General features: G+C 57.3%; 12 protein-coding genes. 8 read left to right on the forward strand and 4 right to left on the reverse strand.

Features of this window, described 5'->3' with window-relative positions; translation table 11 throughout:
* Nucleotides 1-132 precede the first annotated feature (132 nt).
* Entirely contained in the window at nt 133-1,083 is a 951-nt protein-coding gene (locus L6966_RS01000; RefSeq protein ID WP_237232711.1) for a proteasome assembly chaperone family protein, read from the reverse strand.
* 310 nt (nt 1,084-1,393) lie between these two features.
* Here L6966_RS01000 and L6966_RS01005 point away from each other — a divergent pair, with 310 nt between their 5' ends.
* The 4 genes from L6966_RS01005 (at nt 1,394) to L6966_RS01020 (ending at nt 6,867) form a co-directional block, all read left to right on the forward strand.
* Nucleotides 1,394-2,908, forward strand: a complete 1,515-nt coding sequence (locus L6966_RS01005) for a leucyl aminopeptidase (RefSeq protein WP_237232712.1) — start codon at nt 1,394-1,396, stop codon at nt 2,906-2,908.
* A 182-nt stretch (nt 2,909-3,090) separates the two neighbouring features.
* Nucleotides 3,091-4,485 (forward strand): dihydrolipoyl dehydrogenase, encoded by a 1,395-nt coding sequence (gene lpdA / locus L6966_RS01010; RefSeq protein ID WP_237223749.1) that lies wholly within the window; start codon nt 3,091-3,093, stop codon nt 4,483-4,485.
* A 92-nt stretch (nt 4,486-4,577) separates the two neighbouring features.
* Nucleotides 4,578-6,305, forward strand: coding sequence for a 2-oxoglutarate dehydrogenase, E2 component, dihydrolipoamide succinyltransferase (sucB, locus tag L6966_RS01015; protein ID WP_237232713.1), 1,728 nt, complete (start codon nt 4,578-4,580; stop codon nt 6,303-6,305).
* A 178-nt stretch (nt 6,306-6,483) separates the two neighbouring features.
* Nucleotides 6,484-6,867, forward strand: a complete 384-nt coding sequence (locus L6966_RS01020) for a hypothetical protein (RefSeq protein ID WP_083091732.1) — start codon at nt 6,484-6,486, stop codon at nt 6,865-6,867.
* Nucleotides 6,868-6,882: 15 nt separating this feature from the next.
* Here L6966_RS01020 and L6966_RS01025 read toward each other — a convergent pair whose 3' ends face one another.
* Complete coding sequence (locus L6966_RS01025) at nt 6,883-8,592, reverse strand: protein kinase family protein (RefSeq protein ID WP_237232714.1); 1,710 nt, start codon at nt 8,590-8,592, stop codon at nt 6,883-6,885.
* A gap of 193 nt (nt 8,593-8,785) precedes the next feature.
* On the opposite strand from L6966_RS01025, the gene lipB reads away from it, so the two are divergent.
* The 4 genes from lipB (at nt 8,786) to L6966_RS01045 (ending at nt 12,436) form a co-directional block, all read left to right on the forward strand.
* Nucleotides 8,786-9,457: a lipoyl(octanoyl) transferase LipB gene (lipB, locus tag L6966_RS01030; protein ID WP_083091734.1), complete on the forward strand. Its 672-nt coding sequence runs from the start codon at nt 8,786-8,788 to the stop codon at nt 9,455-9,457.
* A 67-nt stretch (nt 9,458-9,524) separates the two neighbouring features.
* Nucleotides 9,525-10,532 (forward strand): lipoyl synthase, encoded by a 1,008-nt coding sequence (gene lipA / locus L6966_RS01035; RefSeq protein WP_083091735.1) that lies wholly within the window; start codon nt 9,525-9,527, stop codon nt 10,530-10,532.
* A gap of 64 nt (nt 10,533-10,596) precedes the next feature.
* Nucleotides 10,597-11,406, forward strand: a complete 810-nt coding sequence (locus L6966_RS01040) for a DUF4191 domain-containing protein (protein ID WP_083091818.1) — start codon at nt 10,597-10,599, stop codon at nt 11,404-11,406.
* A 151-nt stretch (nt 11,407-11,557) separates the two neighbouring features.
* Nucleotides 11,558-12,436, forward strand: a complete 879-nt coding sequence (locus L6966_RS01045; RefSeq protein ID WP_237232715.1) for a VOC family protein — start codon at nt 11,558-11,560, stop codon at nt 12,434-12,436.
* 1 nt (nt 12,437) lies between these two features.
* Here the strand turns inward: L6966_RS01045 and L6966_RS01050 are convergent, their stop codons facing one another.
* Both L6966_RS01050 and L6966_RS01055 read right to left on the reverse strand, forming a co-directional pair.
* Complete coding sequence (locus L6966_RS01050) at nt 12,438-13,196, reverse strand: DedA family protein (RefSeq protein WP_237232716.1); 759 nt, start codon at nt 13,194-13,196, stop codon at nt 12,438-12,440.
* Between the two features lie 13 nt (nt 13,197-13,209).
* A complete protein-coding gene (locus tag L6966_RS01055; RefSeq protein ID WP_083091738.1) occupies nt 13,210-13,671 on the reverse strand; it encodes an RDD family protein in 462 nt (153 codons plus the stop codon).
* Nucleotides 13,672-13,800: the final 129 nt, after the last annotated feature.

The following is a 13,800-nucleotide window of genomic DNA, read 5'->3' on the forward strand; positions in this document are numbered from 1 at the left end:
GATAAAGTGGAAGACTACCTGTCACCGTTTTTCGCACCGGCCCGGGTGTCAGCCCTCCGATAAGACCCAAAAATGGTGCACTCGTGACGGTTTTATGACATGACTTGGGTGACTTATCCACAGACAAACGGGCTAGCGTTCGAGCCCTAACTGACCGTCATCACCCCTGCTTTTGCGGTTGAGCTGAGCCAGAAAGGCCTCAACCTCTGCGCCGATTTCATCACGGTTGGGCACCTGGCCTGCGGCCCGCTCCGAGAGGGGTAGCGCCCCGAAGCCCTGCGCCGCATTAGCATCGTAGCTTTCCTCAAGCCGCTGAATCATCCGTAAAATATCGGGGTTAGCATGTGCTTGCTCATCTATCTGAATCTGGACGTTTTCAGAGAGCTCCCTCAGGCGGTCTGAGGGCAGACTCAGCTTGGCAGCTAGCGATAGGTGCTCCATGGCAACCAGTGCTGTTTGGGGCAACTCTGACTCTGACAGGTACTGTGGCACATTTACTGAGAAGCCAGCAGTCCCAATGCCAGCTTCCGTCAGCCTTACTTCAAGCAGACTTGAAACAGAACCTGGCACAAGAGCTTCAGGCTGGTAGGCGGAGATGCCAACGGTCAAATCCTTGCGCGACCCGTGCGCGGTCACGGGCAAAGGCCGAGTATGCGGCACGGGCATAGGAAAGGCCGTCACGGAGAGGGCCACCGAGACCTCAAGCCTCTGAGCAATATCAACAACATCGGAGGTGAAGCGTTGCCAGAGTAAGTCAGGCTCGGTGCCAGTCAATAATAAGAAAGGTTTGCCCAGGCGGTCCTCCACAGCGTATAGCTTGAGCTCAGGGAGTACAGGGTCTACGTAATGATCCTTTTTAAAGGTAATTCGAGGGCGGCGGTTGCGGTAGTCGTGAAGCATATCCGAGTCGAACTCGACAACTGGAACATTATCGAGCTCATGGAGCAACACTTCGCCCAGGTGACCAGCTGTGCCGCCTGCATCTTGCGGGTGCGACAGCGCAACAACCAAGGGCAATCCCTTAAGGCGGTCGTTCTCGAACACCCCGGCCTGTGCAATGTAGAGCTTTTCTGTTGGTGTCATGAGTATCTGCCCCCTTGTTCTTACCGTCGCATCCCGTGTAATTGAGTCTCTATAGTACTCCAGTATTTCGCTACTCACCTCTATATGTGATGGGTTAACGGCCCTGTGTGGTCCATCTATTCCCTACAACATAACTTCAGAAGCCCTCAGTTGTTCGCTTTACGGGGATTTAGGAGCGGCACCATGGCACAGGTTACAGTTTAAGAAGATACGTGACTACTCTTAAAGGCGAGTATGCGTGTGTCTCTACCCGCAGTATTCCAGGGTGTAGAGAGCACTAAAAAAAAATTTCTATGCAAAGGGAGACTCAGTGAGCGAATCACATGACCTGTCACTGTCCGTTGTAGCCCCCGACCTTGAAAGCCTCAAGACAGATGTTCTGGTTCTTGGCGTTCACTCATCGGCTGAGGGACCAATTTTAGCTTCTCACCCCCTTACGAACAGGACGGCTGAGAGTCTTGAGGCAATTTTTGAGACTCTGGGGATCAGCGGTGGAGTGGACGAGCTGGTCCGACTTCCCGGTTTTGACGAGGTGGGAGCTGGCGTTATCGCTCTTATCGGCCTGGGGTCTCAGAAAACTGACCAGGACGAGCAGCTGGCAGCCCTGCGCTACGCGGCAGGTTCTGCGATTCGTCAGTTAGCTGGCGTGCAGAGTGTGGCTCTAGCCCTGGGAGCAGAGAATGCAGAGCAGGTTGCAGCTCTTGCCGAGGGCGCGGCCTTCGGGGCTTTCTCTGATCCCCAGCTGCGCGCCAAGACTGCCGACTCTGTGAAGGCTCCGGTAGCTGAGATCGCCATTGTCACCGACCTGGCAGCCGCAGACTCAGAGGATGCTCTGACCCGCGCCCTGATTCTGGGGGAGGCAGTTGACCATACCCGCCGTCTGGTCAATACCCCTCCCTCCCACCTCTATCCCGAGGTTTTTGCAGAGCGAGCTTTAGAGCGCATCGAAAGTCTCAACGATGTAGTAGCGAAGGTCTGGGACTATGATCAGCTGGTTGCCGAGGGTTTCGGTGGCATTGCCGGTGTAGGCCAGGGTTCTGCGCGCAAGCCCCGCCTGGTGGAGGTCAAGTACACCCCGGCCGATGCCACCAAGACCGTAGCTATCGTGGGTAAGGGCATCACTTTTGACACCGGAGGCATTTCTCTGAAACCTGCCACCTCTATGACCACCATGAAGTCAGACATGGCCGGTGCTGCTACCGTGCTGAATGTGGTCGCGGCTGCCGCCGAACTCCGTCTCCCTGTTGCGGTCAGCGGCTACCTCTGTCTGGCCGAGAACATGCCCGGCGGTAACTCGATTCGCCCCGAGGATGTGTTGACTATGCGGAGCGGCCACACAGTCGAGGTCATGAACACCGATGCCGAGGGGCGCCTGGTCATGGCTGATGGCCTGGCTCTGGCGTCAGAAGCTGAACCCGACGTCCTTCTCGATATCGCCACCCTAACCGGTGCCCAGCTACTTGCGCTCGGGGTGCGTACCGCAGCCGTCATGGGCACCGAGGACGTTCGTGAGCAGATTCTTGCAGCGAGCAAGTCCGCTGGCGAGGACTACTGGCCAATGCCTCTGCCTGAGCACCTACGTAAGTCCCTTAAGTCCCCCGTCGCTGATCTGCAGAATATCGGCTCTCGTTACGGCGGCATGCTGGTTGCAGGTCTCTTCCTTGAAGAGTTCGTTGGGAACAGGGACGGCGCAAAAATTCCCTGGGCCCACCTGGACTTCGCTGGCCCCTCCTTTAACGAGGAGAGCCCCTACGGCTACACTCCCAAGGAAGGAACCGGCCACTCTGTGACCACTCTCATCAAGTTCATCGAGGCCTACGCCTAAACACCGCTATGAGGAGTAACCAGCTTGGGTAGCTCAACACCCCATGACCTGAAAACGGTGGGTCATGGGGTGTCATCATTTCCCTCACACCATAAAATAAAGGCCATAAGTGGCAGGTCGACTCAAACAAGCGATAAGCTAGAAACCGACAGTACATAAGGGGGCTTAGGCCTCCGCGACCCATGCAAGGGAGCGTCAACGTGGCCGACTCGGCAACAACAGAATTCGATATCCTCATCCTCGGCGGCGGTAGCGCCGGTTACTCCGCAGCTCTGCGCGCGGTACAGCTGGGCTTCACCGTAGGTCTGATCGAAAAGAGCAACCTGGGCGGTACCTGCCTGCACACCGGTTGCATTCCCACCAAGGCTTACCTGCACGCTGCAGAACTCGCCTCTGAGGCTCAGCACGCTTCTAAGTACGGCGTAAACACTACTCTTGAGTCCATCGATATGGCTAAGGTTCGCGACTACAAGGACGGCATCGTCGCCGGCAAGTTCAAGGGCCTGACCGGTCTTCTCAAGATGAAGAAGGTCACCGTCATTGAGGGTGAAGGCAAGCTCACCGGCAAGGACACCATCACCGTGGGTGGCACCGAGTACAGGGGCAAGCACATCATCCTGGCATCAGGTTCTGTCTCCAAGACCTTCGGTATCGAGATTCGCGACCGTGTGCTCACCTCCACAGAAGCACTCGAAATGGACTACCTGCCCAAGAGCGCCATCGTTCTCGGCGGCGGCGTTATCGGCTCAGAGTTCGCTTCCATGTGGAACTCCATGGGCGTTGAGGTCACCATTATCGAGGGCCTACCCCACCTGGTTCCCAACGAAGACCCCTCCATCATTAAGGTGGTCGAGCGCGAGTTCAAGAAGCGCGGCATCAAGTCCTCACTGGGTAAGTTCTTTAAGACCGTAGAGCAGGACGCCAACGGAGCCAAGGTCACCCTTGAAGATGGCACCGCCTTCGAAGCCGACATCGTGCTGGTTGCTGTAGGCCGCGGCCCCAACACCGAGGGCTTTGGTTACGACGAGCAGGGTCTGACCATGGACCGTGGCTTCGTTATCACCAACGAGCGCCTACACACAGGGGTGGGCAATATCTACGCTATTGGCGACATCGTCCCCGGTGTTCAGCTAGCCCACCGCGGCTACCAGCAGGGCCGCTTTGTGGCTGAAGAAATCGCCGGTCTTTCACCTCAGGTTGTAGAAGACATCAACATCCCCAAGGTTACTTTCTGCGAGCCCGAGATTGCTTCCATCGGCTACTCACAGCCCAAGGCTGAAGAGAAGTTCGGCAAGGAAAACGTTGAGGTTGCAGAGTACAACCTGGCCGGCAATGGTAAGTCCTCCATCCTAGGCACCGGCGGCCTGGTCAAGGTTGTTCGCGAAAAGGACGGCCCCATCATTGGTGTGCACGCAGTCGGCAAGCGCATGGGCGAGCAGATCGGTGAGGCTCAGATGTGGGTTGTCTGGGAAGCCTTCCCCGAAGACGTCGCCCAGTTTATTCACGCCCACCCCACCCAAAACGAATCCCTGGGCGAGGCCGCGATGGCTCTGGCTGGCGCACCCTTGCACGGCTAAATGAGGCATCGGTGTAGTAGGTGAGGTACCTGCCACCTCACCGTCTGCCCGCTACAGTTTTTAAATTACTCACAAGGAGAGCACGAAGGATTATGTCCACCACCGTAGAACTGCCCGCCCTGGGCGAATCCGTGACCGAGGGTACCGTTACCCGCTGGCTCGTTGAGGTTGGTGAAACCGTTGAGGTTGACCAGCCCATCGTTGAGGTTTCCACTGACAAGGTTGACACCGAGGTCCCCTCACCCGTAGCCGGTGTTGTTGAGAAGATTCTGGTTGAAGAGGACGAGGACGTCGAAGTCGGCGCCCCCCTGGTAGTCATTGGCGATGGCTCCGGCGCAGGTTCATCTGACGATGCCCCGGCAGCAGAAGCCCCCGAGGCTGAAAAGAAGGAAGAAGCTCCCGCAGCTGAGGAAGAGAAGGAAGAGGCACCCGCTGCCGCTCCCGCGTCCTCCGGTTCAGCTTCAGGCACCGAGGTTACCCTGCCTGCTCTGGGCGAGTCCGTGACTGAAGGCACCATCACCCGCTGGCTCAAGGAAGTTGGTGAGGAAGTCGCCGTCGATGAGCCCCTCGTTGAGGTTTCCACTGACAAGGTTGATACCGAAGTTCCCTCCCCCGTAGCAGGAACTCTGCTCGAAATCCGTATCCAGGAGGACGAGGACGCCGAGGTCGGCCAGGTTCTGGCTATCATCGGTGACGCTTCTGCCGCTGCACCTGCCGCCGCTGAGGAAAAGAAGGAAGAAACCTCAACGCCTGAAGAGAAGGAAGAAGCCCCAGCTGCTGAGGAGGAGAAAGCAGAAGAGGTTGCTCCCGTTTCGTCCACCGATGAAGCTGCTGAAGCGCCTGCTGTTGAACTACCCTCTGGAGACAACGGTGAGGCCTACGTTACTCCCCTGGTTCGTAAGCTAGCCAAACAAGAGGGTATCGACCTTTCCACCCTTAAGGGCACCGGCGTGGGCGGCCGCATCCGTAAGCAGGATGTTCTGGCAGCAGCCGAGTCTAAGAAGGGGGCAGCTCCCGTTGCTGCGGCCCCCGCAGCCGAAGCACCTGCAACCGCAGCTCCTGCTAAGAAGGAAGCCCCCCAGGTTGCAGCGTCCTCAAAGCGCGGCACCACGGAGAAGGCGCCCCGCATTCGTCAGACCGTAGCTAAGCGCATGGTTGAGTCTCTGGCGGTGTCTGCCCAGCTGACCACTGTTCAGGAAGTCGATTTGACCCGACTGGTTGCTCTACGCAACAAGGCTAAGGCTGGTTTTGAAGCCCGCGAGGGTACCAAGCTGACCTTCCTGCCCTTCTTCACCAAGGCAGTGACCGAAGCTCTGCAGCAGTTCCCCCAGTTCAACTCATCCATGAGCGAGGACTACAAGGAAATCACCTACCATGGCTCCGAGAATATTGGCCTGGCAGTTGACACTCCTAAGGGCTTGTTAGTTCCCGTGGTCAAGGACGCCGGTGACCTCAACATCGCAGGTATCGCCAAGAAGATTAACGACGTTGCCAAGCGTGCCCGTGACGGCCAGGTTGGCCCCGAAGAGCTGTCAGGTTCAACCTTCACTATCTCCTCTACCGGCCAGTCAGGCGGTGTCTTCTTCACCCCGATTATCAACCAGCCTAACGTTGCAATTCTGGGCATTGGCTCTACCAACAAGCGCCCCGCCGTCATTCAGGATGCCGAGGGTAACGATGTGATTGCTATCCGCTCACTGGCCTACTTCGCACTGACCTACGACCACCGCGTCGTTGACGGTGCAGACGCCGGCCGTTTCTTGGCCTTCCTCAAGAACCGTCTTGAAGAAGCAGCCTTCGAAGCTGAAGTTGGTCTCTAAACCTGGCTGTTTAGTTCTCTGAGCTAAATCAAGATAGAGGTGCCCCAACGGCGGATTCGCCGTTGGGGCTCCTTGTTTGATGCGCTGCCGCATGGCAAAAGGCACGTGGTCACGCCCACATACCGGTTTTGCTGTCATAGTGTCATTAAGCCCCCACATCTTAAGTAGACTTGTGGTTATGGCTATCGCATTTTCTATCCTTCTTTTTCTGCACATTGTGGGTGCAGCTATGGTCTTCGGCATCTGGCTCGGTACCTTCAAAAAGGGCATTGTTCTGCCCGGGCAGTTCCATGCAGCTCTGCTACAGGTTGTGACCGGCTTCGGCCTCTACTTCATCCAGATGGCCGAGAATATGACTCTCAACCATATGATGATTGGTATTAAAATTGTTCTTGCCCTTGTCATCACAGGTGCTGCTTTCATGGGCCAGAAGAAATACAAGGCGGCCCGGGCCCTGGGAACCCCTGAATCTGGCCGCAATGTGGCCCTGGCCCATACCGTTGGCGGACTAGCTCTCATCAACATCGCCATCGCTGTTTTCATGCAATACCCCGCTATCTAACGTTCACGTTCCGCATCAACGGGTGCCGTTTGAAACGGGAATCGGGCTGGCATCGGTCAGTAGGTAGCGGCCCTCTACCAGCTCAAGGGTCAGTGCAACTGTCTGAGTAACATCGGCCTCTTCTACCGTGATACCGGCTGCTTTAAGCTCTGCTTCGCTTTCACCGGGTGCATAGCCGGTCGCAGCTACTGTGACCTCAGCCCGCAGACTCCCATCCTGTTGGGCGCTAAGGGCCTGAATGCTCAATAACCTGGTCTGCATACCCGCCAGTTGCCCGGCCTGCGGGTGGTTCAACAGCTGTTCGTCAGCCTGAGCTAGCAAGGAACCCACCCGGCTGTAGTCAGAGATTCCTGCCGAATCACCGCTGGCCAGCACCCGGCTGCGAGTAGCTACCAGCTCGGTGAGGGCAGTAGCTAGTTCCTGCTCATCAATATGAGCTTCGCTCCCCCAGCCCGTACCCGTATCTCCTGCCCGCACCTGCCTGTCAGGCTGCGCCTCCTGTTGCGGCAAGTCAGCTGGCGTTTCCGGCGCAGGCGGGGTGGGGGCGTCCGCACCTTGGTTACCAACCAGCTGGTGACCACCCAACATCAATACCAGCAAACCTGTTATGGCAAGGCCGCCCAGGAATACTGGCCGGGAGGCCTGCCTCGTGCCTGCGCGAGAAACCCCCGCCTTCTTGCTCCTCAGCAAAGATTTATCCCCTAGATTGGGCCGTCTTTTCTTTGGGCTCCTGCCGGTTAGTTGCGTCGCTTGCCCCAGGACGGTGCGACGAGCCAGCTTCTGACGAGTTTTTGCCTGCGGTTCAGGCACGGAGTAGGCAGGGAGCCTGGGACGCACGCTCTCGTGGGCACTCAGGTGTAGTTCTAGTTGCTCAGGGTCTGCCGTGAGATCAACCAGGGCTCCTATCTCGGTGAGAGTGGGTTGGTGAGCCCGGGAATCAATCGCGTCCTCAAGGGTGCGGGCTAGAGCCTCGGATGCCTCGGGAACAGCCAGCGGCAATGGGGCACGGAGTCTTTGAGAATGGGGCTGCTCACCGGTATAACACAACCAGATAAGAGCTGCAGCTGCGGCAGTAGCCTCAGCCTGACGGGCAGCCTGAGTTGCTTCGGGCTCTCCGCGCAAGTCAAGGTCGGGAGCCAGAAGTTTAGGAATTCCTTCTACCGTGAACACCACAGTCTCTGCGGTAAGACTGCTGTAGGTCAGTTGGTTGGCATGCAGGTAGGTGAGGGCAGCAATCACCGCTCTCACCACTGTAGTCACCTGCCCAACCGGTAAAGGCCCCCGAGCTGCACAGTAGTCAGCAAGGGTTCCTGCTTCAGCAGCCTCATACCAAATATGCGCGTTGCCTTTCTCTACTCCTGCTCCTGTCTTCTCGCCTTCTTTGCTTGCCTGCTGTTCAGCAGTGGTGATGGCATCAACGCGAAGCAGGTGAGGGTAAGTGGGCAGGGAGCAGAGCCGCTCAGCGGCGCGAGTTGACCGGGCCTCCTGGTTGAGCAGGGTCAGGGTGTAGGGGCCAGCTTGAAGTCCCAGCTCCGATGCCCCCTCGTAGCCACAGCTGACCACCCAGGTGGCGTGATGCGGCCCGCTTTCCACACGGTAGAGCGGGGTGACATCGGGCAGGAGCTGGGCGAGCCCAAGAAGGCTACCGGTGGCTGCTACAGAAGTAGCCGACTCAGCGACCACAGCATTTGATTCTAAACGGTGGGGTGTGGTTGAAGTAGTCATGGTATAGCAATACACCAGAAACAAATTTCTCCCAGAAAGTTATCCACAGGCAGGGCGTTAGCACTAGTCACCTGCATGAAGCACCCCTGTTGGCAGGAACGTCACAATCCGTAACACACATCACACCCTGGCTGGGTAGCTCACCTGCGCTCTGTATTTTTGCCCTTTGCACAAAAGGACTACCCTAGAGAGTATGGCACTTTTGTTTAACAGGCTAGGCTTTGCCCCCAACTACGTGGAATACACCGAGGCACTCGAGATTCAGCGTGCCCTCCACGAAGACGTGGCAAACAGAACCCGGCAAAACACCGTGCTCCTGCTTGAACACCGGGAGGTCATCACCGCCGGTAAGCGCACCGAAAAACACGAGTACCCGTCCGATAACAGCGTCCCCGTGATCACAATTGACCGCGGCGGTAAGCTCACCTGGCACGGCCCCGGCCAGCTGGTCGGCTACCCCATCGTGCAGTTGCCTGAGCCTATCGACGTGGTCAAATACGTGCGTGTGCTCGAAGAAATACTCATCAACGTACTCACCGATTTAGGTATCACCTGCCAGCGAGTTGAGGGACGCTCCGGGGTGTGGGTTGTTGGCGACGGGGCTCTTGTGCAGGATAAGAAAATCGCGGCCATCGGTATCCGAGTTGCCAAAAATACCACCATGCACGGCTTCTCCCTCAACTGCAACAACCCCACCGATCCCTTTGGCGCCTTTATCCCGTGTGGCATCACAGACGCCGGCGTCACCACCATATCTGAACAGCTCGGCCGGAATATTAGCCCCGCTGATGTTGTTGACCGCATAGAAGACGAGCTCTCTCGCTACGCTGACCAGCTGGCAGCCAACTTCACCGTCAAAGCCTAGCGAAAGCAACCGCCCACCCCATACCCGCAGGTTGAAAACCAGCCACACCAAAGGAGAAACCTCACCCATGAGCGCCCAGCCCGAAGGCCGCAAGCTACTGCGTGTTGAAGCCCGCAACGCCGAGGTACCCATCGAAAAGAAGCCCTCCTGGATTAAAACCAAGGCCAAGGTCGGCCCCGAATACAAAGAAATGGTTGACCTGGCCCGTGGCTCTGGCCTGCACACCGTCTGCGAAGAGGCAGGTTGCCCGAACATCTACGAATGCTGGGAAGACCGTGAAGCCACCTACCTCATCGGCGGTTCAGAATGTACGCGCCGCTGTGACTTCTGCATGATTGATACCGGCAAGCCCGTTGCCATCGACCGCACCGAACCCATTAAGGTAGCGCTGAACGTCAAGAAGATGGGGTTGCGCTACGCCACCGTCACCGGTGTGGCCCGCGACGACCTTGAGGACGGAGGGGCCTGGCTCTACGCCGAAACAATCCGTCAGATTCACCGCGTCTCGCCCAACACTGGCGTTGAAATCCTGATTCCCGATTTCAAAGGAAGGGAAGATGACGTGCAGCAGGTCATCGACGCGGCCCCCGAGGTTTTTGCCCACAACCTTGAGACCGTGCCCCGCATATTCCGGCAGATTCGCCCGGCTTTCCGCTACGAGCGTTCTCTTGACGTCATCACCCAGGGCAAGGAAGCCGGCATGATTACCAAGTCCAATCTGATTCTGGGCATGGGAGAGACCAACGATGAGGTCTACGAAGCCCTCTGCGATCTGCACGACGCGGGCACCGACCTGATTACCCTCACCCAATACCTACGCCCCGGCCCCCTCTTCCACCCCATCGACCGCTGGGTCAAACCCGCAGAATTCGTGAAGCTCTCTCAGATGGCCGAAGAAATTGGCTTCGCCGGGGTGATGGCCGGGCCCATGGTCCGCTCCTCCTACCGCGCCGGTAAACTCTGGGCCCGCGCTATGAAGAAGCAGGGCCGCGAGATTCCTGAGCACCTAGCCCATATTGACGACTCCGGCTTCGCTATGCAGGAGGCACGGTCGTTGGTCGCAGCAGGCGCCTAAAAGCCCTAAGAACTAGTGAATTCAAGTGCCCACCGGTTTTATCGGTGGGCGCTTGCCGTATAGAATGGGGTCTTACGGCGCCGCAAGTTGCGCTCCATCTCAATCAACTTACGAAGGAAACCCAGTGGCTGAATCCCGTGGTAGCACCCGTGCTCAGACCCGCGAAGAGAAGAAGAAGGCCCGCGAAGAGCGCCGCGCCAAACGCGGCCCAGGCATGTTTGCCCAGCTCAAACAGGTCTATACGATGACTCGGGAGCAGGATCCCAACATCCCGTGGATTCTAGCCCTCATCTTCTTCGGCACCCTTCTGGTCTTCCTCCTGATTGGTGTTTTGCTCAATAACTGGATTACCTTCTTACTCATAGGTATTCCTCTGGGCCTACTTTTTGCGGTGATAGTGCTCTCCCGCCGAGCTGAAAAAGCTGCGTTTGCACAGCTGGAAGGGCAGCCCGGCCGCTCCGGGGCTGCGCTATCTACCCTGCGCCGCGGCTGGATCGTTGAGCAGCAACCGGTAGCTGCCAACAAGTCCCAGGACGTCGTCTTCCGCGCCATTGGCCGCCCTGGAATCGTCCTGGTGACCGAAGGCCCCACCAGCCGTGTCAACGGCCTGGTACAGAAAGAAAAGCTTAGGTACAAGAAAATTCTTCCCACCGTGCCCGTGCACGTCATCAACACCGGCGACGCTGACGGCCAGGTCGGGCTTAAGCAGCTGACCAAGACCCTGAACAAACTACCCAAGCAGCTGACTCAACAGGAGATGCACCAGGTAGCTGGTCGCATTGACTCACTGTCAAAGCACCACAACATGCTCAATGCTATACCCAAGGGCATTGACCCTATGCGTATGCGCCCTGACCGCAAGGGTATGCGTTAAACAGTTTGAGACAAAGCCCCTCTAGCTACTGATTGCCAGACAATCTATAGCGGGAGGGGCTCTTTTTGTATATTGCTCTTGCTATGAGTGGTTGTAGTGGCGGGCCCGTACCGGTAGTTTTAGAGAAAACCAACCGACCTCAGGAATTGTAATGCAGAAAATTGTTCCCTTCATCTGGTCCGCGGGCAAGGCTGAGCAGATGATTGATCTCTACTCAGCGGCCTTCGGTGCCACCGTCGCCTCCAGTCAGACCTACCCCGATGACATGCCTGCTGAGAGAGCTGATTTCGCCGGGCAGTTGATGTCCGTGGATCTAAACGTCAGGGGCCTGATGCTCGGCATTATCAACGCCGACGATACCTACACCCCCAACCCCTCCATCAGTTTGATGATGAACTTTGACCCGGCGGCAGGCGGGGACGCCCGTCAAGAGCTAGAAGCCGCCCATGCCGCTCTAATGGCAGCAGGGGCAACAGAGCTCATGCCCCTGGGCTCTTACGATTTCTCTGACTACTATGCCTGGGTTCAGGACCCTTTCGGAGTAAGCTGGCAGCTCATGCTCACCAACCCCGCCGGTGAGCCGCGCCCAGCAGCCCTCCCGGCTATCATGTTTACTCGCGGTAACCAGGCCATGGTCTTTACCGAAAAACTCCTAGAGCTCTTCCCCGGCTCTGAGATGGGCAACCGTATACTCATGCCTGGAACTGACGATCAGGTGCTCTTCTCTGACGCCAACATTGCCGGTGACTGGATCATGATTACCGACGGCGGATCAGGCCACGAGTTCACCTTTAGCGGCGGAGTTTCCCTCTTAGTACGTGCTACTGATCAACAGAAGATTGACGGTCTCTGGCGGGCTCTGTCAGCCGTACCCGAGAAGGAGCGCTGCGGCTGGTGCATCGATGAATACGGCATCAGCTGGCAGGTTGTTCCCGAGAACCTAGACGAACTGCTCGCTAGCCCCGGTGCCCGCGGCGCCTTCATGCGGATGGGTAAAATCGACATTGCACAGCTCCAGGCAGCGCGCTAACTTACTGTTTCTTAGCCTTCTGGTTCTTCGATGCTCTCCACCAGTTGACGATAAAAACATAGGCCACAAGCACCAGGGTAATCTGCATCATGTACCTGTCGATGGTTTCGAGGGTTGGTCGGATTCCCTCACCAAATTGCAGGCCGAGATAGAGGTAGAAAATCTTATTACCCACAGCCAGCAGGTAAATGTAACCGGCAGTAGCCCAGGCATTGAGCTTACGGATACCTGCGATAGCGACCAGGATGGCTACCGGTATGGGGGAAAAGGGGATAAAACCCAGCAGGAGGGTAAAGTAGAGGTGCTTTTCAACAAAGCGTTCAAGTTTGCGGTACCACAGCGGGGTGTGGTTAGCGAATATCCACGATATGAAGTCCTGGCCCCAGTGTTTGCCCATGAAGAAATAGACCATGACGAACTTAATGCTACTGGCAGCAGCAATCGCTGTGAGCCCGGCCAACATGGCAATGGCTCCCTGGTTCTGGGCAGCGGTAATGAGAATGCCCAGACCCGACCCCGTGATTATTGATAGTAACCAGGGGGCATTGACCAAAAGATTAGGTCGCAGGGGAATCATGACCATGGAGTAGACAGTCATAAAGGCCAGCAGGCCCAGCAAAATCTTGTCTACCTTCCCAGGGTTCACGAGAAAGCTCGGTAAGGACGCATCTGCCTCCTTTTCCTGCTCTTCGGCGGGAGCCGGGGCAGGCGCGCCCTCAGGTTCATCGTGCAAGGAATCAGGTTTGCTTTCGTCGCTCACAGTACTCCTTCGTCTACCGAATTTTGACCAGAATAGTGTAACGAGCCCTATCGTGCAGGCCTCGCTGGTCGGCGTCCATAATAACCACGGGAAGAATAAGCATCACAAGCGACTGGCGAATCAGCGCAGTGAGCCAGCCAGCGGGCTGCCCGTCCAACCGCTGAACCTGCATGCCCAAGGCAAAGTGCCCCACCGTATGCCCCATAAAGCCAACAGCCGCAACCATATACAGCCAGAAGAAAACCAGCTGCGCAACGTCAAGAACGGTCACACTGGCCCCCGGAGCCAAATAATGGCCCACCACCCAAAATAGCCCCTCAACTAGGAACCAGTCCAGACAGAAAGCAATCAGACGCGGCAGAGGGCGCGCAATAGCCCCTCGCCCGGACCGAGGGCGGCCCATACCCTGCCCCGGGTAATCCATCCAGGTAGGTGCCCCCTCAATCCAAGACCCTAAATCTTTTCGTGAAACCATAGACACCACCTTACCCGCTAGGCCCCGACCTGGCCCCCGCCGGGTAACCCCAGCGTCCTACCATCTGAGAAACCGAACCGCAGGCCCTCTACACTAGAGGTAGGCCCCCTAGCCGACCTAGCATGTAAC

The organism is Rothia nasisuis (assembly GCF_928381405.1).
GTDB classification, from domain to species: domain Bacteria; phylum Actinomycetota; class Actinomycetes; order Actinomycetales; family Micrococcaceae; genus Rothia; species Rothia nasisuis.

Excerpts from the sequence above, each read along its gene's own strand:
- L6966_RS01000 (WP_237232711.1), bottom strand. The coding sequence starts at position 1,083 with ATGACACCAACAGAAAAGCTCTACATTGCACAGGCCGGGGTGTTCGAG.
- lpdA (WP_237223749.1), top strand. The coding sequence starts at position 3,091 with ATGCAAGGGAGCGTCAACGTGGCCGACTCGGCAACAACAGAATTCGAT.
- sucB (WP_237232713.1), top strand. The coding sequence starts at position 4,578 with ATGTCCACCACCGTAGAACTGCCCGCCCTGGGCGAATCCGTGACCGAG.
- L6966_RS01020 (WP_083091732.1), top strand. The coding sequence starts at position 6,484 with ATGGCTATCGCATTTTCTATCCTTCTTTTTCTGCACATTGTGGGTGCA.
- L6966_RS01025 (WP_237232714.1), bottom strand. The coding sequence starts at position 8,592 with ATGACTACTTCAACCACACCCCACCGTTTAGAATCAAATGCTGTGGTC.
- lipB (WP_083091734.1), top strand. The coding sequence starts at position 8,786 with ATGGCACTTTTGTTTAACAGGCTAGGCTTTGCCCCCAACTACGTGGAA.
- lipA (WP_083091735.1), top strand. The coding sequence starts at position 9,525 with ATGAGCGCCCAGCCCGAAGGCCGCAAGCTACTGCGTGTTGAAGCCCGC.
- L6966_RS01040 (WP_083091818.1), top strand. The coding sequence starts at position 10,597 with ATGGGGTCTTACGGCGCCGCAAGTTGCGCTCCATCTCAATCAACTTAC.
- L6966_RS01045 (WP_237232715.1), top strand. The coding sequence starts at position 11,558 with ATGCAGAAAATTGTTCCCTTCATCTGGTCCGCGGGCAAGGCTGAGCAG.
- L6966_RS01055 (WP_083091738.1), bottom strand. The coding sequence starts at position 13,671 with ATGGTTTCACGAAAAGATTTAGGGTCTTGGATTGAGGGGGCACCTACC.